Origin of the sequence: Streptomyces sp. NBC_01390 (genome assembly GCF_045040105.1) — a bacterium.
Taxonomy (GTDB): Bacteria; Actinomycetota; Actinomycetes; order Streptomycetales; family Streptomycetaceae; genus Streptomyces.
The window spans coordinates 2,436,408-2,460,620 of sequence record NZ_CP109551.1 but is presented as its reverse complement, the minus strand read 5'-3'; the positions used below and the strand labels follow the sequence as shown (position 1 = coordinate 2,460,620).

General features: G+C 70.8%; 23 protein-coding genes and 6 tRNA genes. 20 read left to right on the top strand and 9 right to left on the bottom strand.

Annotation, left to right across the window (positions count from 1 at the left end):
• Nucleotides 1-6 precede the first annotated feature (6 nt).
• The 5 genes from OG241_RS11075 (at nucleotide 7) to OG241_RS11055 (ending at nucleotide 8,412) form a co-directional block, all read left to right on the top strand.
• Nucleotides 7-645, top strand: coding sequence for a GNAT family N-acetyltransferase (locus OG241_RS11075; RefSeq protein WP_405815049.1), 639 nt, complete (start codon nucleotides 7-9; stop codon nucleotides 643-645).
• Between the two features lie 139 nt (nucleotides 646-784).
• Entirely contained in the window at nucleotides 785-2,017 is a 1,233-nt protein-coding gene (gene cbiE, locus OG241_RS11070; protein WP_405815048.1) for a precorrin-6y C5,15-methyltransferase (decarboxylating) subunit CbiE, read from the top strand.
• Nucleotides 2,018-2,403: 386 nt separating this feature from the next.
• Nucleotides 2,404-6,006: a nicotinate-nucleotide--dimethylbenzimidazole phosphoribosyltransferase gene (gene cobT, locus OG241_RS11065; protein WP_405815047.1), complete on the top strand. Its 3,603-nt coding sequence runs from the start codon at nucleotides 2,404-2,406 to the stop codon at nucleotides 6,004-6,006.
• Nucleotides 6,007-6,262: 256 nt separating this feature from the next.
• Nucleotides 6,263-7,519, top strand: a complete 1,257-nt coding sequence (cobA, locus tag OG241_RS11060; RefSeq protein ID WP_405815046.1) for a uroporphyrinogen-III C-methyltransferase — start codon at nucleotides 6,263-6,265, stop codon at nucleotides 7,517-7,519.
• Nucleotides 7,520-7,584: 65 nt separating this feature from the next.
• Nucleotides 7,585-8,412, top strand: a complete 828-nt coding sequence (locus tag OG241_RS11055; RefSeq protein ID WP_405815045.1) for a TrmH family RNA methyltransferase — start codon at nucleotides 7,585-7,587, stop codon at nucleotides 8,410-8,412.
• Between the two features lie 53 nt (nucleotides 8,413-8,465).
• Here the strand turns inward: OG241_RS11055 and OG241_RS11050 are convergent, their stop codons facing one another.
• The gene (locus tag OG241_RS11050; protein ID WP_405815044.1) at nucleotides 8,466-9,941 is read right to left on the bottom strand and encodes a serine/threonine-protein kinase; all 1,476 of its coding nucleotides are present in this window, start codon (nucleotides 9,939-9,941) and stop codon (nucleotides 8,466-8,468) included.
• A gap of 196 nt (nucleotides 9,942-10,137) precedes the next feature.
• On the opposite strand from OG241_RS11050, the gene OG241_RS11045 reads away from it, so the two are divergent.
• The 4 genes from OG241_RS11045 (at nucleotide 10,138) to OG241_RS11030 (ending at nucleotide 12,687) form a co-directional block, all read left to right on the top strand.
• Nucleotides 10,138-10,371 carry a hypothetical protein gene (locus OG241_RS11045; protein ID WP_044472070.1) on the top strand — a complete coding sequence of 78 codons (234 nt, stop codon included), beginning with the start codon at nucleotides 10,138-10,140 and terminating at the stop codon, nucleotides 10,369-10,371.
• 240 nt (nucleotides 10,372-10,611) lie between these two features.
• Complete coding sequence (locus OG241_RS11040; RefSeq protein ID WP_006375967.1) at nucleotides 10,612-10,821, top strand: hypothetical protein; 210 nt, start codon at nucleotides 10,612-10,614, stop codon at nucleotides 10,819-10,821.
• Nucleotides 10,822-11,263: 442 nt separating this feature from the next.
• The gene (locus OG241_RS11035) at nucleotides 11,264-12,289 is read left to right on the top strand and encodes a phosphotransferase (protein ID WP_405815043.1); all 1,026 of its coding nucleotides are present in this window, start codon (nucleotides 11,264-11,266) and stop codon (nucleotides 12,287-12,289) included.
• Between the two features lie 92 nt (nucleotides 12,290-12,381).
• Nucleotides 12,382-12,687 carry a zf-TFIIB domain-containing protein gene (locus OG241_RS11030; protein ID WP_319094027.1) on the top strand — a complete coding sequence of 102 codons (306 nt, stop codon included), beginning with the start codon at nucleotides 12,382-12,384 and terminating at the stop codon, nucleotides 12,685-12,687.
• A 95-nt stretch (nucleotides 12,688-12,782) separates the two neighbouring features.
• Here OG241_RS11030 and OG241_RS11025 read toward each other — a convergent pair.
• From OG241_RS11025 to OG241_RS11005, 5 genes are all read right to left on the bottom strand, one after another.
• Nucleotides 12,783-12,854 (bottom strand) — tRNA-Val (locus OG241_RS11025).
• 41 nt (nucleotides 12,855-12,895) lie between these two features.
• A tRNA-Val gene (locus OG241_RS11020) sits at nucleotides 12,896-12,967 on the bottom strand.
• A gap of 35 nt (nucleotides 12,968-13,002) precedes the next feature.
• Nucleotides 13,003-13,074, bottom strand: a tRNA-Val gene (locus tag OG241_RS11015).
• Between the two features lies 1 nt (nucleotide 13,075).
• Nucleotides 13,076-13,149, bottom strand: a tRNA-Cys gene (locus OG241_RS11010).
• A gap of 39 nt (nucleotides 13,150-13,188) precedes the next feature.
• Nucleotides 13,189-13,261 (bottom strand) — tRNA-Gly (locus OG241_RS11005).
• A gap of 155 nt (nucleotides 13,262-13,416) precedes the next feature.
• On the opposite strand from OG241_RS11005, the gene OG241_RS11000 reads away from it, so the two are divergent.
• From OG241_RS11000 to OG241_RS10990, 3 genes are all read left to right on the top strand, one after another.
• The gene (locus OG241_RS11000; RefSeq protein ID WP_405815042.1) at nucleotides 13,417-14,562 is read left to right on the top strand and encodes a chorismate-binding protein; all 1,146 of its coding nucleotides are present in this window, start codon (nucleotides 13,417-13,419) and stop codon (nucleotides 14,560-14,562) included.
• Nucleotides 14,559-15,380: an aminotransferase class IV gene (locus tag OG241_RS10995; protein ID WP_405815040.1), complete on the top strand. Its 822-nt coding sequence runs from the start codon at nucleotides 14,559-14,561 to the stop codon at nucleotides 15,378-15,380. Before OG241_RS11000 ends, OG241_RS10995 begins: the two co-directional genes overlap by 4 nt.
• A gap of 75 nt (nucleotides 15,381-15,455) precedes the next feature.
• Complete coding sequence (locus tag OG241_RS10990; protein ID WP_405815039.1) at nucleotides 15,456-16,280, top strand: GNAT family N-acetyltransferase; 825 nt, start codon at nucleotides 15,456-15,458, stop codon at nucleotides 16,278-16,280.
• 47 nt (nucleotides 16,281-16,327) lie between these two features.
• On the opposite strand, the gene OG241_RS10985 is transcribed toward OG241_RS10990, so the two are convergent.
• The gene (locus OG241_RS10985; protein ID WP_405815038.1) at nucleotides 16,328-16,870 is read right to left on the bottom strand and encodes a DsbA family protein; all 543 of its coding nucleotides are present in this window, start codon (nucleotides 16,868-16,870) and stop codon (nucleotides 16,328-16,330) included.
• Between the two features lie 174 nt (nucleotides 16,871-17,044).
• On the opposite strand from OG241_RS10985, the gene OG241_RS10980 reads away from it, so the two are divergent.
• Both OG241_RS10980 and OG241_RS10975 read left to right on the top strand, forming a co-directional pair.
• On the top strand, nucleotides 17,045-17,494 hold the full coding sequence (locus OG241_RS10980) for a hypothetical protein (protein ID WP_405815036.1): 450 nt from the start codon (nucleotides 17,045-17,047) through the stop codon (nucleotides 17,492-17,494).
• A gap of 204 nt (nucleotides 17,495-17,698) precedes the next feature.
• Nucleotides 17,699-17,851: a hypothetical protein gene (locus tag OG241_RS10975; protein WP_006375961.1), complete on the top strand. Its 153-nt coding sequence runs from the start codon at nucleotides 17,699-17,701 to the stop codon at nucleotides 17,849-17,851.
• Nucleotides 17,852-17,921: 70 nt separating this feature from the next.
• On the opposite strand, the gene OG241_RS10970 is transcribed toward OG241_RS10975, so the two are convergent.
• Nucleotides 17,922-18,479 carry a CGNR zinc finger domain-containing protein gene (locus OG241_RS10970; RefSeq protein ID WP_405815034.1) on the bottom strand — a complete coding sequence of 186 codons (558 nt, stop codon included), beginning with the start codon at nucleotides 18,477-18,479 and terminating at the stop codon, nucleotides 17,922-17,924.
• 261 nt (nucleotides 18,480-18,740) lie between these two features.
• On the bottom strand, nucleotides 18,741-19,154 hold the full coding sequence (locus OG241_RS10965) for an SsgA family sporulation/cell division regulator (protein WP_004002642.1): 414 nt from the start codon (nucleotides 19,152-19,154) through the stop codon (nucleotides 18,741-18,743).
• A 191-nt stretch (nucleotides 19,155-19,345) separates the two neighbouring features.
• Here OG241_RS10965 and OG241_RS10960 point away from each other — a divergent pair, with 191 nt between their 5' ends.
• The 6 genes from OG241_RS10960 (at nucleotide 19,346) to OG241_RS10935 (ending at nucleotide 24,208) form a co-directional block, all read left to right on the top strand.
• The gene (locus OG241_RS10960) at nucleotides 19,346-19,798 is read left to right on the top strand and encodes a TIGR02611 family protein (protein ID WP_405826147.1); all 453 of its coding nucleotides are present in this window, start codon (nucleotides 19,346-19,348) and stop codon (nucleotides 19,796-19,798) included.
• Between the two features lie 54 nt (nucleotides 19,799-19,852).
• Nucleotides 19,853-19,924: transfer RNA gene (locus OG241_RS10955), tRNA-Val, on the top strand.
• A gap of 541 nt (nucleotides 19,925-20,465) precedes the next feature.
• A complete protein-coding gene (locus OG241_RS10950) occupies nucleotides 20,466-21,752 on the top strand; it encodes an ABC transporter substrate-binding protein (protein WP_405815033.1) in 1,287 nt (428 codons plus the stop codon).
• Between the two features lie 14 nt (nucleotides 21,753-21,766).
• The gene (locus OG241_RS10945) at nucleotides 21,767-22,723 is read left to right on the top strand and encodes a sugar ABC transporter permease (RefSeq protein WP_319094020.1); all 957 of its coding nucleotides are present in this window, start codon (nucleotides 21,767-21,769) and stop codon (nucleotides 22,721-22,723) included.
• The gene (locus OG241_RS10940) at nucleotides 22,720-23,595 is read left to right on the top strand and encodes a carbohydrate ABC transporter permease (RefSeq protein WP_319094019.1); all 876 of its coding nucleotides are present in this window, start codon (nucleotides 22,720-22,722) and stop codon (nucleotides 23,593-23,595) included. Before OG241_RS10945 ends, OG241_RS10940 begins: the two co-directional genes overlap by 4 nt.
• A gap of 10 nt (nucleotides 23,596-23,605) precedes the next feature.
• Nucleotides 23,606-24,208 (top strand): hypothetical protein, encoded by a 603-nt coding sequence (locus OG241_RS10935; RefSeq protein ID WP_405815032.1) that lies wholly within the window; start codon nucleotides 23,606-23,608, stop codon nucleotides 24,206-24,208.
• Nucleotides 24,209-24,213 lie beyond the last annotated feature (5 nt).

Below are 24,213 nucleotides of genomic sequence, written 5' to 3'. Positions count from 1 at the left end.
TGGCGCATGACGAGCACCTTCCCCAACATCTCCATCAGCACGGAGCGGTTGGTGCTGCGCCCTCTCGACGAGGACGACATCCCCGCACTGGCCGAGATGATGAACGACGAACAGGTCGCTGCCTGGACCGACGTCCCCCAGCCCTTCACCGAGGACGCGGCCCGCACCTGGATCAACGAGTACGCGCCCGCCGAACGCACCGAGGGCCGTGGCCTCGACTTCGCCGTCACCGAGTTCCTCACCCAGCGACTGGTCGGCATCATCCAGCTGTCCAAGACGAACTGGCACATTCGGTCCACCGAACTGTCGTACGTCATCGCCCCCTGGGCGCGCGGCGAGGGCTACGCCTCCGAGGCCGCGCTCGCCACCTCCCAATGGGTGCTCGGCGACCAGAAGTTCGAGCGCGTCGAGCTGCGCACGGCCGCCGACAACACCGCCTCCCAGCAGGTCGCCCAGAAGATCGGCTGTATCAGCGAGGGCGTCCTGAGGGGCGCCTGTATAGCGCACGTCCGGACCGAGGACGGCACCTGGACCGACGTACGCACCGACTTCATCGTCTGGAGCCTCCTCCCCGAGGACCTCGAAGGAGCGGGCGAGGAACTGGCCGACTCCAGCGGTTTCACGTCGTACTCCGACTGGAACTGACCCGGGGGGACACCGCCGGCCAATCCGGGACACCGGATACCCTCACGGAGCCCGATGCGGCCGACTCCCCCAGGGGATCGCCCCAGCTGTTCCCCCAGCCGCCCGACGACCCGCGCGAACCCTCTGGAGACTGACGACGATGGCCGACCGGGTCACGGTGATCGGCTGGGACGGCACGCCCCTGACCGCCACGGCGCGCTCCGCTCTCGGCGCCGCCACGCTGGTGGCCGGCGCGGCGCACCATCTCGCGCTCCCCGAAGTGCCCCCGGCCGCCGAACGCGTCCGCCTCGGCAGCGTCTCCCTCGCCGCCCGCCGCATCGCCGGCCACCGCGGCACCGCCGTCGTCCTCGCCGACGGGGACCCCGGCTTCTTCGGGGTCGTACGCACCCTGCGCGACCCCGAGTTCGGCCTGGAGGTCGAGGTCGTCCCCGCCGTGTCCCCGGTGGCCACCGCGTTCGCCCGCGCGGGCATGCCCTGGGACGACGCCCAGGTGGTCGTCGCCCACCGCCGAACCCTGCGCCGCGCGGTCAACGTGTGCCGCGCCCACGCCAAGGTCGCCGTCCTCACCTCACCCGGTGCCGGCCCCGCCGAACTCGGCCTGCTCCTCGCCGGAGTGCACCGCACCTTCGTCATCTGCGAGGAGCTGGGCACCGAGCGCGAACAGATCACGATCCTCACCTCCGACAAGGCCGCCGACCGCATCTGGCGCAACCCGAACGTCGTCATCGTCATCGGCCCGGCCGCCGCGAGCGGGGACAGCGGCTGGCTGGCCGGCCGCGACCCGGCGGCGGGCCCGCGCGGCTGGGCCCTGCCGACCGAGGCGTACGGGCACAGCTCCACCGCGGGCGGTCCGCCCGCCCCCGGCGACGGTGAGACGGAGCTGCTGCGGGCCGCCCAACTCGCCCGTCTGGGACCGCGCGTGGGCGACCTCGTCTGGGACATCGGCTGCGGCAGCGGAGCCTTCGCCACCGACGCGGCCCGCAGCGGCGCCGCCGTCATCGCCGTCGACCGGGACGTGGACGCCTGCGCCCGCACCGACTTCGCCGCCCGCCGCTTCGGCGTCCAGCTCCAGATCGTGCGCGGCGAGGCCCCGCACATCCTGGAGGACCTCCCCGAGCCCGACGTCGTCCGCGTCGGCGGCGGGGGAGCGGCGGTGGTCTCCGCGGTCGCCGACCGGCGTCCGCAGCGCATCGTGACGCACGCGGCGACCCGTGACGCCGCCGAACTCATCGGCCGCGACCTGACCGAGCACGGCTACCAGGTCGAGTGCGCCCTCCTCCAGTCCGTCGAACTCGACACCCGGGCCTGGACGGAGACGGAACGCAGCGTCGCGTTCCTGCTCAGCGGAGTCCTGCCCGACCGTGCGGCCTGACGCCGGTTGCCGTCCCGTGATCCTGTTGTCGTACTGCGCGCGGTAGGCTGGCCGACCGTTGTACCGCACTCGGTGGCCCGGCACTTCGTAGCCCAATGTCCGGAAAGCGCGCCCGTTTTGGGGTGAGTGTGGTACGGCGGAACCGGTGGGGCGCGCAACGTGGCGCAGTCCACAGCGGACCGTGGCGGATCAAGCTGCCGCTACGGCGGAACGGCCGCAAGAATGCCAGTTGATGGCGACAATGCCAGTTAGTGGCTTTGTCGTCTTTCTGGGACGGGTCGTTCGTGCCGCTGGGCACGCATGCTCGTTCTTCACTACGGGGCGATCGGTGAGCCGTAACGGGTGAGCTGGTCGTAGAAGCACTAACCGATGGGCGAGGGGTTCGCATGACCGACACCGGCCAGGTCCCGGCCGAGGGACTGCCGGAGAACGCAGGCATGGTGGAACAGCCGGGCGTTGCCGCGCACGGTGCGTTTACCTACCTCTCCGAGACCACCGCCGAGGACGAAGACCTGCTGCTGCTCCCGGGCGCCCAGAGCGCGTGGGGCAACGAGGTCGCGCCACCCGCCCCGGCGCCTGTCGTCGAGGCCGTGCACGAACCCGGCCCGCACGAGACCGGTGGCCGCGACAGCGGCTCGGTCGACCTGAGCGCCGTCCGTCTGGCGACCCAGGCCTCCGCGGCCCAGGCGCCGGTCGCGCCGCGCCGCCCGCTGCACCTCGGCCCGCCGACCCCCGACGCCTCCGCGAGCCCGGTCCGCTCCCTCGCCGACCGGGGCCCGGCGGGCATGCCCGCACCGGCACGCCAGTTCGGTACGCCCGCTCAGGCCCCCGTCCCCCAGTACCTCGACGCGCCGCCCCTGCTCGCCGAAACGGCCCCGCAGGGCGCCGCTCCCTGGGGCGACCCGGCCCAGACGCACACAGCGGTACAGACCGCCCCGGCCCCGCCGCTGGTGAGCGAGGCGGCGCACCCTGCGGAAACGGTTATTCCAGTCCAGGCGGAGACCCCGGCCCCGGAACCGGTCCCCGATCCGGTAGAGGTGCCGGAGCAGGCCGAACCCGTACCGGCGCTCCAGGAAACGACTCCCGAGGCCGCGTACGAGGAGCCGGCGGGCGCTTACGAGACGCCCGAACCCGCTGCTCCCTCGGCGGTACCGGCCCCGGAGAGCGCTTACGTCCACGAGGTCCCCCCGCCCCCGGGTCCCGCCGAGGGCCCTGAGACCGTCACCGTTTTCCCGGCGCCCCCCGTGACCCCCGAGGTGCCACACGCCCCGCAGGAGACCGAGGGCGCCGTGGCGCTGCCCGAGGACGCCCTGATCGCCGTACCGCAGGCAGAACCCGTAGTGCCGGAGGTGCCGGAGGCGGAACCCGTACTGGACGCGCAGGTCGTCCCGGAGGAGCCGGCAGCTCCCGAGGCGCAGCCCGTACCGGACGTTCCGATCGCGCCGGAGGCTCAGTACGCCCCCGAGTCCTACATCGACCCCCAGGCCGCCCCCGAGAGCGAGCCGCAGGCGGTGGACCCCGGCATCCACGTCGAGGCCCAGGGTGTCCCCGTAGGGGAGTTCTCGGCTCCGCCCGCCGCGGAGGAGCCCCCGGTCGCCCACTTTGTGGACCCGCAGCCCCAACTGGCGGACGCCACGGCCCAGCCGGCCGAGGCCGCCCCGCTCGCGGAACCCCTGTACGAGGCCGCACCGACGGAGGCGCCCGCCCCCGCACCGGAGTCCGCCACCGCGGAAGAGCAGACGCCCGAACCCGAACCCGAGCCCGAAGCCGTTTTCGCACCGGCCGCCCCGAGCGACCAGGCGCCCGTCCCGGCCGCGCCGACAACCCCCGACCCGGAACCGGTTGTCGCCGACAGCCCCGCCGCCGAGCAGTACGCGGAGCCCGCCGAGGAACCCACCCCGTTCGCCGAGCCGCAATTCGCCGAGCCGGCGGGCGGGTTCGTCCCGGTGGACGGCACAGTGCCCACCACCCCGTACCTGGCCCCGACACCCCCGCACGGGCTCGCCCTTCCCCCGGAGGAGGAACCCGTGCCCGCTCCGGAGCCGGAACCGGCCCAGGCCGAGGTCCCGGCCCCCCAGGAGGCGGAACACACCCCCGAATTCGTGGCGGTGCCCCTTACGGAGGAGCCCGAACCCGCCCCCGACCTCGATGCCGCACAGGTGGCACAGCAGGCAGAGGACCTGGACACACGGGCCGCCGACCAGGAGGACAGCGAAGTGAGCGCGGCCGTGGTGGAGAACGTCCGGGAGTCCACCGGTCCCGCCGCCCCCGGCTACGACGACGCCGAGCGCGAGGCCGTGCTCAAGGTGATGCGTGAGCGCCGGGACATCCGCAACGGCTTCCGCAGCGACCCGATCCCGCACGACGTCCTGCTGCGTGTGCTGGAGGCGGCCCACACGGCGCCGTCCGTCGGCCACTCGCAGCCCTGGGACTTCGTCGTGATCCGCTCGGCGGAGACCCGCGGCACGATGCACGAACTGGCCGCGCGGCAGCGGGAGGCGTACGCCAAGTCGCTGCCCAAGGGCCGGGCCAAGCAGTTCAAGGAACTGAAGATCGAGGCCATCCTCGACACCCCGGTGAACATCGTCGTGACCGCCGACCCGACCCGCGGCGGCCGTCACACCCTCGGCCGGCACACCCAGCCGCAGATGGCCCCCTACTCCTCCGCCCTCGCGGTCGAGAACCTGTGGCTCGCCGCCCGCGCCGAGGGCCTCGGCGTCGGCTGGGTCAGCTTCTTCGACGAGCGCGAGATGGTCCGGGCCCTGGGCCTGCCCGAGCACCTGGAGGTCGTGGCCTACCTCTGCGTCGGCTACGTCGACGAGTTCCCGGAGGAGCCCGAGCTGATGCAGGCGGGCTGGTCCAAGCGCCGCCCCCTGTCGTGGGTCGTGCACGAGGAGACGTACGGCCGCCGGGCACTGCCCGGAGAGGAGCCGCACGACCTGCTCGCCGAGACCGTCGCCAACATCCGCCCGCTGGACGCCAAGGCGCTCGGCGAGGCGTGGGAACGTCAGAAGCGCATGACGAAGCCGGCGGGCGCGCTCGGCATGCTGGAGATCATCTCCGCACAGTTGTCGGGGCTGTCCCGCATGTGCCCGCCCCCGATCCCGGAGCCGGCAGCGGTCGCGATCTTCGCGGGCGACCACGGAGTACACGCCCAGGGCGTCACCCCCTGGCCGCAGGAGGTGACCGCCCAGATGGTCGCCAACTTCCTCGGTGGCGGCGCGGTCTGCAACGCCTTCGCGAACCAGGTGGGCGCCGAGGTCTGCGTCATCGACGTGGGCGTGGCGTCGGACCTGCCCGCCACCCCCGGCCTGCTGCCGCGCAAGATCCGCGCGGGCACGTCCGACATGACGACCGGCCCCGCGATGACCCGCGAGGAGGCCAGGGCAGCCATCGAGGTCGGCATCGAGACGGCCCGCGACCTGGTGGCAGCCGGCAACAAGGCCCTGCTCACGGGTGAGATGGGCATCGCGAACACCACGGCGTCCGCGGCCCTGATCTCCGTCTTCACGGACACGGACCCCGCCGAGGTCACGGGCCGGGGCACCGGCATCAACGACGAGACCCTCGCCCGCAAGACCGAGGTCGTCCGCCGCGCCATCGACTTCCACCAGCCCGACCCGGCCGACCCGATCGGCGTCCTGGCGGCGATCGGCGGCTTCGAACACGCGGCCATGGTCGGCCTGCTCCTCGGCGGCGCCTCCCTGCGTACGCCGGTGATCCTGGACGGCGTCAGCGCCGGCGCCGCCGCCCTGGTGGCCCGCGCGATCGCCCCCGAGGTCCTGGCCGCGTGCATCGCGGGCCACCGGAGCGCGGAACCGGGCCACGTGGCGGCCCTGAACAAGCTGGGCCTGCGCCCCCTGGTCGACCTGGACCTCCGCCTCGGCGAGGGCACGGGCGCGCTCCTGGCCCTCCCACTGGTCCAGAGCACGGCAAGGGCAATGCACGAGGTGGCGACGTTCGACTCGGCGGGAGTAACGGAGAAGTAGGACCACTTCCCGGCGGCGCCGCGCGGCTGTGGGCAGTCGTTCCGCAGGGCGGAACGGGTGGGCACAGCCGCGCGGCGCCGCACGTACAGGGGGGCCTGGGGGCAGAGCCCCCAGTTTCGGGAAGGGGTGGGCTCGGGGAGGGGAAAACCCCACCCCAGCCCCCACCTACCCCGCACCGTAAAATGCGCACGTCAGGGCCCGCCCCAAAACCCCAGGCCCCTGATCAGAACCACCCGCAAGAGGGAGCCGCACCCCCATGGCCGAACACCCCGCCTACCCCGTAGGCCTCCGCCTCACCGGCCGCCGAGTCGTGGTCCTGGGCGCCGGCCAGGTGGCCCAGCGCCGCCTCCCCGCCCTCATCGCGGCGGGCGCGGACATCCTCCTCGTCTCCCCGGAGGCAACCCCCTCCGTGGAGGCGATGGCGGACGCGGGCGAACTCACCTGGGAGCGCCGCCCGTACGCGGACGGCGACCTGGCGGACGCCTGGTACGCCCTGATCGCGACCAGCGACACACAGGCCAACGCCCACGCCTCCGCCGAAGCCGAACGCCACCGCGTCTGGTGCGTCCGCTCCGACGACGCCGACGCGGCGACGGCCTGGACCCCGGCCACCGGCCACAGCGAGGGCGTCACGGTCGCCGTCCTCACCACGGACGCCAAGGGCCGCGACCCCCGCCACACCGCCGCCATCCGCGACGCGGTCGTCGAGGGACTGCGCGACGGCACCCTCGTCGCGCCCCACCACCGCACCCGCGCCCCCGGCGTCTCGCTGGTCGGCGGCGGCCCGGGCGACCCGGACCTGATCACGGTCCGGGGCCGTCGGCTGCTCGCCGAGGCGGACGTGGTCATCGCGGACCGGCTCGGCCCGCGCGACCTTCTCGCCGAACTGCCGCCGCACGTCGAGGTGATCGACGCCGCGAAGATCCCGTACGGCCGCTACATGGCCCAGGAGGCCATCAACAACGCGCTGATCGAACACGCGAAGCTGGGCAAGCGGGTCGTACGGCTCAAGGGCGGCGACCCGTACGTCTACGGCCGGGGCATGGAAGAGGTCCAGGCGCTGGCCGAGGCGGGCATCGCCTGCACGGTCGTCCCCGGCATCTCCAGTTCGATCTCCGTCCCGGGCGCGGCCGGCATCCCGGTCACCCACCGCGGGGTCGCCCATGAGTTCACCGTGGTCAGCGGACATGTCGCCCCCGACGACGAACGCTCCCTGGTGGACTGGCCGTCCCTCGCGAAGCTGACCGGTACGCTCGTCGTCCTCATGGGCGTCGACAAGATCGGCCGGATCGCGGAGACCCTGGTCGCGCACGGCAAGTCCCCGGACACCCCGGTCGCCTTGGTCCAGGAGGGCACGACAGCGGCCCAGCGCCGCGTCGACGCGACCCTGGCGACGGTCGGCGAGACGGTCCGTACGCAGGACGTGAAGCCCCCCGCGGTGATCGTGATCGGCGCGGTCGTGAACGTAGGCCCGGAAGAAGGCCCGGAGACAGGCCGGGAGCCATCGATGTAACCCCCGGTAACCCAATCCGTTCCCAGCCGTTGGCACCGCACCCAGGACAAGGCAGTATCACCTCTGTGGCCGATCTCATCACCGTCGAGGACCCCGCCGACCCGCGCCTGCGCGACTACACGGGCCTGACCGACGTCGAACTGCGCCGCAAACGCGAGCCCGCGGAGGGCCTCTTCATCGCCGAGGGCGAAAAGGTCATCAGACGGGCCAAGGACGCCGGCTACGAGATGCGCTCGATGCTCCTGTCCGCGAAGTGGGTCGACGTCATGCGCGACGTCATCGACGAACTCCCGGCCCCGGTGTACGCGGTCAGCCCGGAGCTCGCCGAACGCGTCACCGGCTACCACGTGCACCGCGGCGCCCTCGCCTCCATGCAGCGCAAACCCCTCCCGACGGCCGACGAACTCCTGCAGACCGCACGCAGGGTGGTGGTCATGGAGTCGGTCAACGACCACACCAACATCGGCGCGATCTTCCGCAGCGCAGCGGCCCTCGGTATGGACGCGGTCCTGCTCTCCCCGGACTGCGCGGACCCTCTGTACCGACGCAGCGTCAAGGTCTCGATGGGCGCGGTCTTCTCCGTCCCGTACGCCCGGCTGGACACCTGGCCGAAGGGCCTCGACTCGGTCCGCGAGGCGGGCTTCACGCTCCTGGCCCTCACCCCCGACGAGAAGGCCAAGACCCTCGACGAGACGGCCCCGCACAAGATGCACCGCGTCGCCCTGATGCTCGGCGCGGAGGGCGACGGTCTCTCCACCCAGGCCCTGGTGGCCGCCGACGAATGGGTCCGTATCCCCATGGCCCACGGCGTCGACTCCCTCAACGTGGGCGCGGCGGCAGCGGTCGCCTTCTACGCGGTGGCGACAGGCCGCCCCACCCCCGGACAGAGCTGACCCGAGCGCAAACGGACAGGGCCCCGAGCCTCGGTCCTCAGGCCCGACGGACGTCAGTCGGAGTTCGCGTCGGAGCTGGACCGAGGCAGAACGAGGCTGGACCGAGGCGGAACGGAAGCCGCCGACCCATCGCCACCACCGGGTTTGTCGTCCGGCCGCGCCTGTTCCTGCTGTTCCTGCCGCTGCTGTTCCCGCCCGCCTCCGCTGCGACCACTGTCGTCGCCGAGCCCACGGCTGGGCCCCTGGCACCCCTGAGCGGCCGCGATCCCCAGGGCCACCAGCAGCGTCACCACGACGAACACGAACAGCCGCTGGCGCAGCAGCCGCGGATTGGCGGGCCGTCGCCCGGTCCCCGTACCGCGCGGCACAGGCCGACCGGTGCCACTGCGCGGTCCCGAACGGCTCCCGGATCCGGCCGTGTTCCGCGCACCGGGAACGGGCCGTGCCCCGGAACGTGACGAGGGAGAACCACCGCGCGGACCCCCGCCACCCCGAGACGGAACGCCCCCACGCGACCCGGAAGTACCCGAGGCCGGCCCCTGCGGACGCCGCTGGGACTGGGGCTGGGACGCGGACTGCGAGTGGGGCTGCGTCTGGGAGTGATAGGGGGGCCGCTGGTCCGGATAGCTCTCGGTGAGCCGCCCCGTCGGCCGGTCCGCCTCGGCGGCTCGAGGCCCGGGCGGCCGTACGTCCGCCATGCCCTGCGCCTCGCGCGCCGCGATCTCCTTGAGCCGCAACGACAGCTGGAGCGTGCTGGGCCGCTCCTCCGGATCCTTGGCCAGACACGCCCGTACGAGGGGTGCCAGCGCGTCCGGAACGCCCTGCAGGTGGGCCTCCTCGTGGACCACGCGGTACAGCATCACCTCGGAACTGCCGTGCCCGAAGGGCGAGTCGGCCATCGAGGCGTACGCGAGCGTGGCACCCAGCGAGAACACGTCCGTGGCCGGCGTCACGGCAGCCCCGCGCACCTGTTCGGGAGCGAGGAAGCCGGGCGAGCCGACCGCCGTACCGACATGGGTGAGCGTCGAGGCACCGGTCGCCCAGGCGATGCCGAAGTCGATGATCCGCGGCCCCTTCGGGGACAGCAGGATGTTGGACGGCTTCAGGTCCCGGTGTACGACACCGGCCTCGTGCACCGCGACCAGCCCCTCGGCGAGGGCGGCACCGATGGAGGCGACGTCGGCCGCGGTGAGCGATCCCTCGTCGACCACCTTGTCGTGCAGGGAGGGCCCGGGCACGTACTGCGTGGCGAACCACGGCCGGTCCGCGTCCAGGTCGGCGGCGACAAGCCGTGCCGTACACCCACCCCTGATCCGCCGCGCGGCGGAGACCTCACGAGCGAACCGGGAACGGAACTCCTGATCCTCCGCCAGGTCGGGCCGGATCACCTTCAGCGCGACCCGCTGTCCCCGCTTGTCGGAGCCCAGGTAGACAACGCCCATCCCGCCCGCGCCGAGCCGTCTGTGAAGCCTGAACGAGCCGACGACGCGCGGGTCCTCGCGCCTCAGGCGCATCATCGCCATGTTCATCCCCGCTGCCCGGTCCGTTTGACGAGCGACAGCTTACGTTTCCACGGCCGGGTGCGCGCAGAGGCCGCGCCCTCTCGTTCCGATGGATTGTCAGTGCCGGGTGGGAGACTTGAGGGGTGGTCAGGGAGCGCGCGAACAGGGCGGCTTGACGTCGTGTGTGATCCCAACCACCCGTCACAGAAGGGGGATTGAACCCGTGAAGGGTGACCGCGTGGAGATAGTCGTGGATGCCGGGGACACCACACGTACCTACGAGGTGGTGGCGAGCAGGGCGGGCCGCAGGGTGGAGACGGCGGTCCGTCGAGGTGTCGTGGAAGTGAGCGAAGTCACGAGGAACGGATCAGTAGTCCGCACCGCCCGCTTCATGGCGAACCGTGTCCTGGCCCTGGTGGAGCAGCCGGTGCCGAGGGAGGACAGCTCGGAACAGTAGGGACACACCGGGCACCCCCTCCGGGAAGACCCTGAGACCTAGGACCCCGTCTCCACCCAGGGGAGTACTCCGCAGGTCACGGGTCATCCTCCGGGAGGCCCGGCAATCGGTACGAGGGCATGACGACCGGTACTCGTCGGCAGCCTAGATTTGAGGTCAAGCGGCGGGTGCAGCACTCGTCCCCCGAGGTCAGACACCCGCCGCTTGCCAACCAACAGAAGAACGGTCAGGAGAGGGACCATGGCCCACACGGCATCGCGGACGGCGCTCCGCACACAGGGACGCAAGGCGTACATCGCCGCGTTCCGTCCGCGCCGGCAGGGCCAGCGCCACCCACTGGTGGCGACGGCGATGGTCCTCCCCCTGGCAGCCCTGCTCGTGGTCGTCTTCGGCGGCTGGGAAGCAGTGGTCACACAAGCGTCGTCCGTGGGTGTGATGCTGGGGCGCTGAGCGGCGACCCCAGGCCCGGAAGAGCGGTCCGGGCGGGGACATCCACCCATGAAACCCCGTGGGGACGGGGGTGCGGCGGACGGCAAAAAATGCCCGCGCAGCTGGGGAGCTGCGCGGGCATTGCTTTGCCCCCGTCAGCCCGGCCACCCCCAGCCCGTCCGGCGCTCGAGGACGAGACCGCCGGTCACACCCAGGCATTTCAGCCCGTCCGGCGCTCGAGGACGAGACCGCCGGTCACACCCAGGCATTTCAGCCCGTCCGGCGTTTGAGGACGAGGCCGTTCAGGCCGAAGGGGGTCCAGGGGCACAGCCCCTGGCGGGGTCGAAGGGGCGGAGCCCCTGGAGATGGGACGGGTAGGGGCGGCGGGGGCGAAACACCCCACCGCACCCGGCAATCACCCCGTACCCTCCCGACCAGACCCGCACAGCGCATCAGGAGCCCCGTGACCGCCACCCCCTTGCTCTCCGACCTCACCACCCGAGCCAAGGCCAAGGCCCACTCACGCACCCACCCCCACCCCTGCCCCTGCCCCTGCCCCTGCGGAGCGGACACCCTCACCGACCGCCCCGACGGCACAGTCGTCCGCCACGCCGACACCGTCGCCAAAGCGCACGCCCCCGACACCACCCCCACCGAACTCACCGCCCGCCTGGCCCTCGCCGCCCGCCTCCCAGGCATACTCCTGCCCCCGCTCAGCCCGACCCCCGTCGACCTGCACGGCAGACTCGTGACGTTCTGGCCGTACGGCGCCCCGGTCGACCCGGAGGATCCGGACGCGGCACCCTGGGAGGAGGCCGCCACCCTGCTCGCCCGCCTCCACCGCACCCCCGCCCCGCCCGGACTGCCGCCCATGCGCGGCCCGGCCAAGGCGGCCCGCGCCATCGCCCGCCTCCGGGCCACCACCCCCCAGACGCTCCAGCCGGCCACCGAGCCCGTCCTGCGCGCCTGGGCGGCCCTGCCGGCCTGGGCCAGAGGGCAGACCCCTGCCCCGGGAACCCCTGACCCGGGAACCCCTGCCCCGGGAACCCCTGACCCTCACCCCGACGACGGGCCGGCCCTCACGACCCTCTGTCACGGCGACCTCCACCTGGGCCAGCTGGTCCGCCACCCCGCCCCGGACGGCCCCTGGCTCCTCATCGACGTGGACGACCTCGGCGTCGGTGCCCCCGCCTGGGACCTGGCCCGCCCGGCCGCCTGGTACGCCTGCGGACTGCTCCCGCCCGACGAGTGGACCCGGTTCCTGGCCGCCTACCGCACGGCGGGCGGCCCGGCCGTACCCGCCGACGGCGACCCCTGGCCCGCCCTGGACGTCGCCGCCCGCGCTCTCACCGTGCAGACGGCGGCCCTGGCGATCGTCAAGGCGACGGCCGCGGACCGCCCGTTGGACGAGGTACAGCAGGCCGTGGTCGACGCATGTGCCCGAATGGGTTCGGTACCACCCGAGTTGACCCAGGGCCACGCGAAGTAGGGTGCAACCGACCGGAGCCGGACAGAGTCTGTTCTGGCGAGAAGCGAAACCGGATCAAGAAGCCGTACCGACGGCAGGGAGTTGAGCCGAGCATGCAGTGTCCGAAGTGCCACGCGCCGATGCACACGTACAACCGCAACGGAGTTCAGATCGAGCAGTGCAGCGGCTGCCGGGGGATCTTCCTCGACTACGGCGAGCTGGAGGCGCTGACCCGCGTGGAGTCCCAGTGGTCGGGGCCCGCCGCCCCGCCGCCCCCGGCCCCACAGGGCTACCCCGCTGCTCCCGCACCCGCCTGGGGCGCCCCGCAGGGCGGTCATCACGGCGGCCACGGAGGCCATGGCGGTCACTACGGCGGCAAGCGCCACAAGAGCTTCGGCCACATGCTGTTCTCCAGCTGACCGGTACGTCCGACCGACAAGTCCGACCGGAACGTTTGGCCGGTACACGAAGAAGCCCCCAACCGTACGAGACGGTCGGGGGCTTCTTCGATATGTGGACGATACTGGGATTGAACCAGTGACCTCTTCCGTGTCAGGGAAGCGCTCTCCCGCTGAGCTAATCGTCCTCGGGACCACGATCCGAAGACCGCGAGTCGTGATTACCGCGTGCGCGATACTGGGATTGAACCAGTGACCTCTTCCGTGTCAGGGAAGCGCTCTCCCGCTGAGCTAATCGCGCGGGGACCCTTGCGGATCAAGGTCCTTGCGGACCAGTGGACGATACTGGGATTGAACCAGTGACCTCTTCCGTGTCAGGGAAGCGCTCTCCCGCTGAGCTAATCGTCCTTGGAGGTGGAGACGGGATTTGAACCCGTGTAGACGGCTTTGCAGGCCGTTGCCTCGCCTCTCGGCCACTCCACCAGGAGTGCGGGGGTTCGGGAAGATCCCCCTCTTCCTGCGAGCGGACGACCAGGTTCGAACTGGCGACCTCAACCTTGGCAAGGTTGCGCTCTACCAACTGAGCTACGTCCGCGTGTCGTTTCGGTGCGCTCTCGCGTCCCGGCGACGAGTTGAACTCTAGCGGATTCCGGGGCCAGTACAAAAACGCGTTTGTGCAGCGTGCTGCGCTGTGCCTGCTCGAAGACATGGTCAGGGCACCCGCAGGACACCCGCCATAGACTCGGCGGTGTGTCCGATCTCGCTCCCCTCGCCCGCTTCGGCGGTCTCGTCGCCACCGGTCTCCTCGATGTCACCAGCGATCCCGCGGCCCTCGAATCCACCGGATTCTGGGCCGTGTCCGCGGACTACGAGGGCCGTCTGACCTGCGCTCGCTTCCGGGACGTACGGGAGGAACCGGTCCGCGCGCCGAGGCCGGGGGAGTGGCGGGGTCCGGCCGCCGGTGACTGGGCGTCGTCCCTCGATCGCGCCGCGTACACGGCGGGGGTACGCCGTATCCGCGAGCACATCGCGACCGGCGAGGTCTATCAGGCGAACCTCTGCCGGGTGCTGTCCGCGCCCGTCGCACCCGACGCGGACGTGGACGCGCTGACCTCGCTGCTCGCGCACGGCAACCCGGCACCGTATGCAGGAACGATCCGCCTGCCGGCCCACGGCGTCGAGATCGCCACCGCGTCCCCCGAGCTCTTCCTCCGTCGCGACGGACGAACCGTCGAGTCGGGCCCGATCAAGGGCACCGGACGCACCGAGGCGGACCTCCTGGAGAAGGACTACGCCGAGAACGTGATGATCGTGGACCTGGTCCGCAACGACCTCGGGCGCGTCTGCGCGACCGGTTCGGTGACCGTTCCCGAACTGTGCGTCGTCGAGAAGCACCCGGGGCTGGTCCATCTCGTGTCGACGGTACGGGGCGAACTGCGCCCGCACACCGGCTGGCCGGAGCTGCTGGCGGCCGCGTTTCCGCCCGGTTCGGTGACCGGCGCGCCCAAGTCGAGCGCCCTGCGGATCATCGACGCCCTGGAGACGGCGCCCCGGGGCCCGTACTGCGGAGGCGTCGGCTGGGTCGACGCGGACCGGGGGACGGGCGAACTGGCGGTCGGTATCCGCACGTTCTGGATCGACCGGGCCGACGGCATGCTGCGCTTCGGCACTGGAGCGGGCATCACCTGGGGTTCGGACCCGGAGGGGGAGTGGCGCGAGACCGAGCTGAAGGCGTCCCGGCTGCTCGCGGTAGCGTCGGGAGAGTACGAGGTGAGCGGCGACGGGGAGGAACCCTCTACCCGGTGTGTCCCCCCGGGCCACGGCCCGCCGCTCCCCGGCCGAGAAGCCGTACCGAATGACGCGTCCGACACATTCCAGCGAGGTAATGACCAGTGAAGCTCTGGCTCGACGGCGGTCTGCAGGACATCGAGTCCGCCCGTGTCTCCGTGTTCGACCACGGGCTGACCGTGGGCGACGGCATCTTCGAGACGGTGAAGGCGGTCCATGGCCGGCCCTTCGCGCTCACCCGCCACCTGGACCGGCTGACCCGCTCGGCCCGCGGCCTCGGCCTGCCCGACCCCGACCTCGACGAGGTCCGCGGCGCCTGCACGGCCGTGCTCGCCGCCAACCCGATGCCGCTGGGGCGCCTGCGCATCACGTACACCGGCGGTCACGGCCCCCTCGGCTCCGACCGCGGGGAGCACGGCCCGACCCTGGTCGTCGCCCTCGGCGAGTCCGTCCGGCGTCCCGACTCGACCGCCGTGATCACGGTCCCCTGGACGCGCAACGAACGGGGCGCCGTCACCGGCCTGAAGACCACGTCGTACGCCGAGAACGTCGTCGCTCTCGCCAGGGCGCGCGAACAGGACGCGTCCGAGGCCCTGTTCGGCAATACGGTCGGGCAACTGTGCGAGGGGACGGGGTCCAACGTCTTCGTCGTCCTGGACGGTGAGATCCACACCCCGCCACTCGCCTCCGGCTGCCTCGCCGGCGTCACTCGTGCCCTCGCCGTCGAGTGGACGGGCGCCAAGGAGACCGATCTGCCGCTGGACGTTCTGGCAGGCGCCGACGAGATCTTCCTGACGTCCACCCTGAGGGACGTACAGGCCGTGCGGCGCGTCGACGCCCGCCAACTCCCGGACGCGCCGGGGCCGGTGACGGCCAAGGCGATGCGGGTTTTCGACGAGAGGGCGGGGGACGACCTCGACCCCTGACCCAGGGGCGATGAGCGGGGAAAGCCGCGAAAATGAAGCTGCCGCAGACGTCCGCAGCGGGTAGAACAACCTCTGATGACCACCACCCTGCGGCCGATCGAGCCGCTGCAGCGCGAGGCCGACGGGGCACGTTCACGTCGATACAAGGTGTGCGTGAACAGCCGTCCCGTCGGCACGGTACACCTCGGCACCGACCCCGATTTCGGGGACGAGGTGGCGAAGGTACTGGACCTCCGGATCGACGAACGCGATCGTCGGCGCGGCCGGGCCACGGTGGCCGCGCTGGCCGCGGAGGAGGTGGCGCGCGGCTGGGGCTGCCGTCGCATCGAGGTGTCCGTCCCGGCCGACGCACCGGCGGCGCTGCGGCTCGCGACCGCGCTCGGCTATGTGCTGCGCAACCGCCACATGGACAAGGCGCTCGGCACCGCCCCGCCCGAACTGCCTGCCGGGAGTCGTGGCCGGCCCATGACGGACGCAGAGTTCGTGGTGTGGGTGGCGGTGGCCAGGCTGGACTACGCGGCGAGCTGGATCGAGCGGGGGGTGCCGGAGGCGGAGGCGCACGCCAAGGCGAAGCGGGACTACGAGCGGATGCTGCCGCGGGGTGTGGCCAGCGAGGGCATGACACTCAGTGTCCTCGAACACGAGGGCACCCGGGCCGGCATCCTGTGGCTCGGCTCCCGCGAGGGCCGTGGCTTCGTCTACAAGGTCGAGGTCGACGCGGAACACCGGGGCCGAGGCCACGGCCGTTCCCTCATGCTCCTTGCGGAGGCCCAGTCGGTCGCGGCCGGGCGCCCGGCCATCTCCCTGAACGTCTTCGCGGGCAACCGGCCGGCGGAACGGCTCTACGAGTCGCTGGGGTACGAGACGGCGATGCACCACCTGTACAAGGACCTGCTGTAGGCCAACGGCGACCGGGGCCGATACGACGGACGGGAGCGCCTCAGGAGTCAGGCGTCCTGTCCGGCGAGCAGACGGTCCACGATCTCCTCGATCCGCTCCCGCAGCCCCTCCTGGTTCTTGCCGCCGTCCAGCCGCTTGTCGCCGATGACGTACGTCGGCGTGCCCGTCACGCCGATGGCCTTGCCCTCGGCCTGGTCGGCGTCGACGATCAGGATGTGCCGGCCGTCGATCAGCGCGGTGTCGAACTCCTCGGCGTCCAGGCCCAGTTCGCCCGCCACCTCGACCAGGAAGGGTTCGCCCCCACGGTCGAGCTCCTCCACCCGGCCGAGTACGGCCTCGACGTACGGCCATCCCTGACCCTGCTCAGCGGCTTCCTCGGCGGCCTGCGCGGCGGCGAAGGAGTGCTTGTGCCGCTCCAGCGGGAAGTGCCGCAGCCGCAGCTCCAGCCGGTCGCCGTAGCGGGCGCGCAGGGCGCGTACGTCGTCCAGGGCCGTACGGCAGTCCGGGCACTGGAGTTCGCACCAGACCTCCAGGACCGGGACGGAGGCCGGGGCAGGGGTGTCGGCGGACGCGGGGGAGGAGTCGCTCATGGGCACCAGTTTCCCAGCCGCGAGCGCCTGCGGCGTACGGGGGACCGGGACCTGGGGAGGAGCCGACCCGGAGATGTCCCTGATGTCGGGTCGGAGCATGGCTTCCGGGGGGCCGGGCGGTGCAGGATGGAAGGGACGAACCGCACCCGCGTTACCGAACGCCTGGAGGACCGGATGATTGCCGAGACAGTGTGTTCCGCCGTCTCCGTGGCCGGCCTGGGCATCGCGGTGGTCACGGCGTACCGCAAGCGTTTTCTCGCGGCCGCCCGAATCGCCGCGTACTCGCTGGTTCCCATCGGCCTGGTGATGACCGGGGTGGTCGGGTGGGTGGCCGACACCGCGTTCAGCCCCTCCGCCTGGGCGGGATTCTGCGTGCTCGGCGGCGCCTGGCTGCTCTTCACGGCCACTCGCGCCGTGGAGCGGCGAAGGGGCGGTACCCGAAAGGAACGTGCGGAGATGCGGTCTGCGCAGCGTGAGGCGGTGGCTCCGGCGGCCTCCGCGCCCTCGCTGGCCCAGGGGCGGGGCAACGCCTCCCGCCCGGCGGCCCAGCCCGCTGCCAAGCCGCGCGGTGCCGGTGACGACTTCAGCGACATCGAGGCGATCCTGAAGAAGCACGGCATATGAAGAAGCACGGAATCTGAGGAAGCGCGGCGTATGACGGGGTACGGCGGCTGACGTACTGAAACGACACAAACGGCCGGGAGGCGACGGAGGTCGCTCGGAAGTGATCATGACTCGCCGCGCACATTACGGAATTCAGCGAACTACCGTGCATTTCGGGCGCGTTGATCGCATTGAGGGTCCCGGCTGCGTCATCATCGCGGCGAGATGCTGGACACAACACAGAGCGAGGCCGTGCCGCCGAAGGACGAGCCGCGCGGGTGCCTCTTCGCCCTTTCCCAGCCACCGCTGATGATCTTCCTTGCGGTGATCGGGTGTCTGCTGCTCATGGCTTCGTTGCATGATCTGCTGTTGCTGTGAGCTGTACACGCCAGTCCCCGGCGCCATCCGCCGGGGGCTGCGTCAGCATCAAGCTCAGGCTTTCCGGCCGTCAGCTCGCCGACTCCTTGCGGCGCGCCCGGTAAGCCGCCACATGAAGCCGGTTTCCGCAGGTGCGGCTGTCGCAGTAGCGGCGAGACCGATTGCGGGAGACGTCGACGAAGGCGTGTCGGCAGTCCGGGGCCTCGCAGCGCCGCAGCCGCTCCTGCTCGCCGGCGACCACGAAGAACGCGAGGGCCATCCCGCAGTCGGCGGCCAGATGGTCGGCGATGGACGCGCCGGGGGCGAAGTAGTGCACGTGCCAGTCGTAGCCGTCGTGGTCGGTGAGCCGGGGTGTCGTACCCGCCGCTGCGACCAGCTCATTGATGAGTGAGGCGGCGGTCCGGGCCTCCTGGGCGGCGAAGACCCCGGCGAACCGTCCGCGGATCCTGCGCACGGCGGCGAGATCGATCTCCGACAGCACGCCGATATCGCTGATGTTGTGCTTTCGTACGAAATCTTCGAGCGCGTCGACATCGGGCAACGCGTCCGTGGTGTCGTCGTCCGGCGCGGTGTTCACCAGATCGACCACGGTGTCGAGGGCGCACCGGGTGTCGTGGGTGATCAGCACGTTGCTCTCCCTGGCCTGCCTGGGCGGTCGGGCGGGCACCCGCCCGCCGATGCTGGCCGATGTTAGTGGCTCGCGGCGGCGGAGGGGGGGGCGTCAAGCCCGGCAGGGTCGGGAGCCCCCTGCCCCGGCGGGCGTGCGGACGCACTGCCGCCGCCCCGCGGGAAACCCGCGGGGCGGCGGCAGTGTGCCATATGCGGTTGTAGTGACCCGAGCCGTCTCCCCGAGTGGACGGCGCCGGGCGGCTCAGCGGGGTGCCCCGTCCTAGCTTTCCGCCAGGATGTGGGACAGCTCCTGATCGAGGTCGAAGTGGCGGTGTTCCGTGCCGGGTGGCACAGCGGCGTCCGTTCGCTTCAGGAAGGACTCCAGGGCTCGTGCGGGTGCTTCGAGCAGGGCCTCGCCCTCGGGCGAGCTCAGAGCGATGCAGACAACGCCCTGGCCGTGACTCCGGGACGGCCAGACTCGGACGTCACCGGTACCGGTGGGTCGGTGGAGGCCCTCCGCGAGCAGGTCGCGGGCGAACACCCACTCGACGGTTTCCTCGGCTCCGGTGTGGAAGGTGGCGTGCACGGCGTAGGGATCGGCCGTGTCATACCGCAGTCCTGCGGGAACGGGCAGTGAGGACTCGCTCGACACAACGAGGCGCAGGTGCAGCTCGCAGCTGACCGTGGTGTTCATAAGCGCCATGGCCTTTCGCTCAGTGTGCGCTCGGGGATTCGCACGTCGGCGAAATCGACATGCCACCTACGGTGCCGTTGTAAACCCCTCTGAGTGTTTTGCGTGTGTTTACGTAACTCTTCCGGCCGAGAGACGGTTCGTCGGCTACGACCATTCCGGTGACCGGTTTCCGTCGGGTAGGGTTTGGCCGCATGAATACGGGGAGTGACAAGCCCGGCGAGGCCGCCGCGGCACCGGCCGAGGTCGGGACCGGCGAGGCCGCGAGCGAGCGTGAGCTCGGATCGAGAGCGCCGGAATTCATCAAGGCACGCCGGATGCTGCACGTGAGCTGGCAGGTCGGCGTGTTCGTCGTGGGCCTCGCGGTGGTCGGTGCCGGCATCGTCATGCTGCCGTTGCCCGGGCCGGGCTGGCTGGTGATCTTCGGTGGCATGGCGATCTGGGCGACCGAGTTCGTCTGGGCCCAGCTGGTGCTGCGCTGGACGAAACGCAAGGTCACCGAGGCGACACAGCGTGCGCTCGATCCCAGGGTGCGCCGCCGCAACATCATCCTGACGACGATCGGGCTGGTGATCGTGGCGGTTCTTGTCGGGATCTACGTATGGAAGTTCGGGCTGGAAATGCCCTGGAAGATCAAGGATCAGTGATCCGGCGCATGGCGGGGGCACCCCCTGACATGGGGTAATGTTCTCTCTGCGTCCGGGCGATTAGCTCAGTGGGAGAGCGCTTCGTTCACACCGAAGAGGTCACTGGTTCGAACCCAGTATCGCCCACCGGATCGAGTGCGGCCCGTGTCCACGGAAATATTGGACACGGGCCGCACTTGTCGTTGGGCCGGGTCCGTGAAGCCCCGTCCGACCCCTCCGGCCGTGTGGCCGTCGCCGGCTCCGCCCCGCTCACTCCGCCGAGCCCTCCCGCATCCTTCCCGCGGTCGCACAGGGCGGCCCGAAAGGCTGCCGCAAGTCCTCCGGCAGGGTGGCCTCTCGTTCCCGTCGATCCCCCGTCGCGACGACGTGAGCGACTATTCCGCGGGGCTCCAACTCCCTATCCGGTAGGCGCATTTCGGCCCCGCCCCAAATAAACACCCGTGATCCGCCGATGTTCGACCGGTCGACCCCGGGCGCCTCACCTGCGACGTCGGCCTCCGTTCCAGCAGGTCGGGTCGACTTGCGCTCCGCCCCCACCCGGCCTGCTCACAGAAAAATCCTGTCCGAATCATTGACGCACTCCGAGCCCCTCCGTAGCTTGTGCCAGCAAGCGCTTACTTGAAACGATTCACGCAGGCGCCAACGACGTCGCGGGGAGGGCCTGACTGTGCCTGAAATTGGGAATGTTGAGAGGCGAACGATCCTGAAGGCGGCCGGAGCCTCGGCGGCCGCGCTGGGGCTGGCGGCAACGACCGGGTGCGGCGGTGACAGTGGCGCCGGGGACGGGAATGTGACGCTCCGTTATGCGTGGTGGGGCGGCGAACCGCGCACCATCGCTATCAAGAAGACGATCGCGCTCTTCGAGAAGAAGTATCCGAAGATAAAGATCAAGCCCGAATTCACCGACTACGAGGCGTACTGGGAGAAGTTCCAGACCCAGGCCTCCGGGGGTAATCCCCCGGACGTTTTCCAGAATGCGGTCGGCTTCCTTCGCAAGTACGACAAGCGCGGCGTTCTGCTGGATCTCAAGGCGCAGGCGGACGCCGGGAATCTGAGCCTGGAGAACTTCCGCAACGGCGTTCTGGCGAACGGTCAGGTCGACGGCAAACAGATCGGCGTTCCCGTCGGCGCCAACACCATGGCGCTCGTCATCGACCTCAAGGCCTTCAAGAAGGCGGGCGTGGAGGCGAAGTTCGGCTGGACCTGGGACGAGTACTTCGCGGCCCTGCAGACGATCCAGGACAAGCTGAAGATCTCCGGTGACACCGGCTACTTCGCCATCATGTACCTCTACGACCTGTACCTGCGCCAGAACGGCAAGGCCTTCTTCACCGACACCGATCTCGGCTTCACCGAGGACGACGTGACGCAGTGGTGGGAGGACGGCTACAAGCGCGTGAAGGCCGGTCTTGTCGCCGACCCCAAGAAGATCGAGCAGGTCAAGCCCAAGTCCGGTCTGTCGGCGGGGCTCGCCGCCTCCGAATTCACCTGGGACAACTTCTCCATCCGTTACGAGGGTGAGGGGGAGTCCGACTACGGGCTCGCGCCGATCCCCACCACGGACGGCAAGGACACCGGCCAGTACCTCGGCTCGCTGATGCTCAGCGGCTTCTCCGGGACCAAGCACCCCAAGGAGGTCGCCCAGTTCATCAGCTTCATGGTCCACGACCCCGAGGTCGGCAAGATCATGGGCTACGACCGGGGCATCCTCGCCACGACCGAGCAGTACGACGCCTTCAAGCCGACCGACCCCAACAACAAGGGTGTCTCGGCCTACGAGGACGAGGTCGCCAAGGCCGGCGTGCTCGGGAAGATCACCCCGCACCCGTCCGGCGCGGACGTCGTCGAGGCGGCCTTCCTGCGTATCGGCGGCGAGATCGCCCAGGGCAAGACCAAGCCGGCCGACGGCGCGAAGGCGCTGTTCAGCGAGGCCAAGGCCGCGTTCGCGGGCTGAGGGGACGTACCACCATGACGCTCGTCAAAGAAGCGCCCGCGCGCCCGGCGCAGAAGCGGTCCGCCGCTCCTGTCGCCGGGCGGCGCGGGCGGCGCCGCGAGAACCTCGCCGGCTATCTCTTCATGTCGCCGTGGATCGCGGGGTTCCTGCTGCTCACGGCGGGGCCGATGATCGCGTCGCTGTACTACGCGTTCACCAGCTACAACCTGTTCACGCCGCCCAAGTGGGTGGGGCTGGACAACTTCACGACGATGTTCCAGGACCCGCGCTGGCAGAAGTCGGTCGAGGTCACGCTCAAGTACGTCGTCGTGGCCACCCCGCTGAAGCTGCTCCTGGCGCTCGGAGTGGCGCTGCTGCTCGCGCAGAAGCGGCGCGGACAGTCCCTGTACCGGGCCGCCTTCTACATGCCGTCGCTCATCGGGGCCAGCGTCTCCGTGGGCTTCGTCTGGCGGGCGCTGTTCTCCGACGACGCCGTCGTGGACCGTACCCAGAAGGTCTTCGGGCTCGACGTCGGCGGCTGGATCGGCAACCCGGACTACGTCCTGTACGCCCTGGTGGCGCTGAGCATCTGGCAGTTCGGCGCGCCGATGGTCATCTTCCTGGCCGGCCTCAAGCAGGTGCCGCAAGAGCTTTACGAGGCCGCCGAGATGGACGGAGCCGGTCCCTTCCGGCGGTTCTGGAACATCACCCTGCCGATGATCTCCCCGGTGCTGTTCTTCAACGTGCTGCTGGAGTCGATCCACGCGTTCCAGGTGTTCGGCTCCGCCTATGTCGTGTCCGACACCCGGTGCGGGCCCGCCGACGCCACCCTCGTCTACACCTGTTACCTCTACCAGAAGGGCTTCAAGGAGGCCCAGATGGGCTTCGCCTCCGCGATGGCCTGGACGCTGGTGATCGCGGTGGCACTCGTCACGGCGGTCCTGTTCTGGTCGCAGAAGAAGTGGGTGCACTACGAGGAGGCCGCCAAATGACCAGCGCCACCAGCCCTGTTGTGAGCACCGCGAACGAGCGGCGGCGCATCGGATCCCTCGCCTGGCACGTGGGCGCGCTCCTTGTGCTCGCGGTCGTCCTCTACCCGGTGATCTGGGTGCTCGGCGCCTCGTTCAAGCCGAGCAAGGACATCATCGCCAGCCTCGACCTGCTGCCCACCAAGCCGGTCTGGGCGAACTTCTCCGGGCTCGCCGACGGCATCTCCGGGATCTCCATCACCAGCTTCTTCACCAACTCGCTGATGTACGCGGGCCTGGCCGTCGTCGGCGTGGTGATCTCCAGCTCGCTGACCGCGTACGCCTTCGCCAAGATCCGCTTCGCCGGGCGGAACCTGCTGTTCACGCTGATGATCGGCACGCTGCTGCTGCCGTACCACGTGCTGCTCATCCCGCAGTACGTGCTGTTCCGCAACCTCGGCTACATCGACACGCTCGTGCCGCTCGTCGCGGGCAAGTTCCTCGCCACGGAGGCGTTCTTCGTCTTCCTGATGGTGCAGTTCATGCGCGGGCTGCCGCGCGAACTGGACGAGGCCGCCAAGCTCGACGGGTGCGGGCATCTGAGGACCTACTGGTCGATCGTGCTGCCGCTGAGCCGCCCGGCCATCATCACCAGCGCCATCTTCACCTTCATCAACGCGTGGAACGACTTCATGGGGCCGTTGATCTACCTCAACACCCCTTCCAAGTACACGGTTTCGCTCGGCCTGATGATGTTCCGCGACCAGGAGGGCATCTCCAACTACGGCAGCATGATCGCCATGTCGCTGGTGGCGTTGGTGCCTGTCGTCGCCTTCTTCATGGCCTTCCAGCGTTACCTCATCGACGGTATGGCGACCTCCGGACTGAAGGGCTGAGGCGGCCACCATGGCCCAGACGACACGCGTGAAGGAACGCTCTCGGCGCAGGGAGTCCGTGTTCGGCGAGCGCTTCGCGGTCTTCGCCGAGTGTCTGCTCACCGGCGTGTGGATCGCCGTGGCCTGCCTCGGAGTCCTCACCTACCCGGCCGCCTTCGCCGCCGGCGCACGGCATCTGCGGCGTCGTACGACCTATGTGGGTGGCGGCTGGCGGGAGTTCGTCGCCGACTTCCGGGCCGCCGTGCGCGGCGGATGGCTCGTCGGGCTCGTCGGCTGGGCGGTGGCCGCCGCGGTCTGGGTGGACGTCCTGGCCGCGCGGGCCGGCATTCCCGGCGGGCAGTTCGTCGGGGCCGTCGGCATCTTCGCGCTGATCGCACTCGCCGTGGCCCTGCTGCGCGCGGCGGCCGTCTGGACGCCGGGCGACCGCTGGCGGGCGCTGCTCGCGGACGCCGGACGCCGGACCGTGCGCGATCCCGCCGGTTCCTTCCTGGTCGTCTGCGGGCTGGCCGTCGTAGCGCTGTCCGCGGGGTTCCTGCCGCCGCTGGCGGTGCCCGTCCTCGGCGCCGTCGCGGCGGCGTCCGTCGCCGTCGAGGAGCGGTACCGGCGCCGCTGACGGGC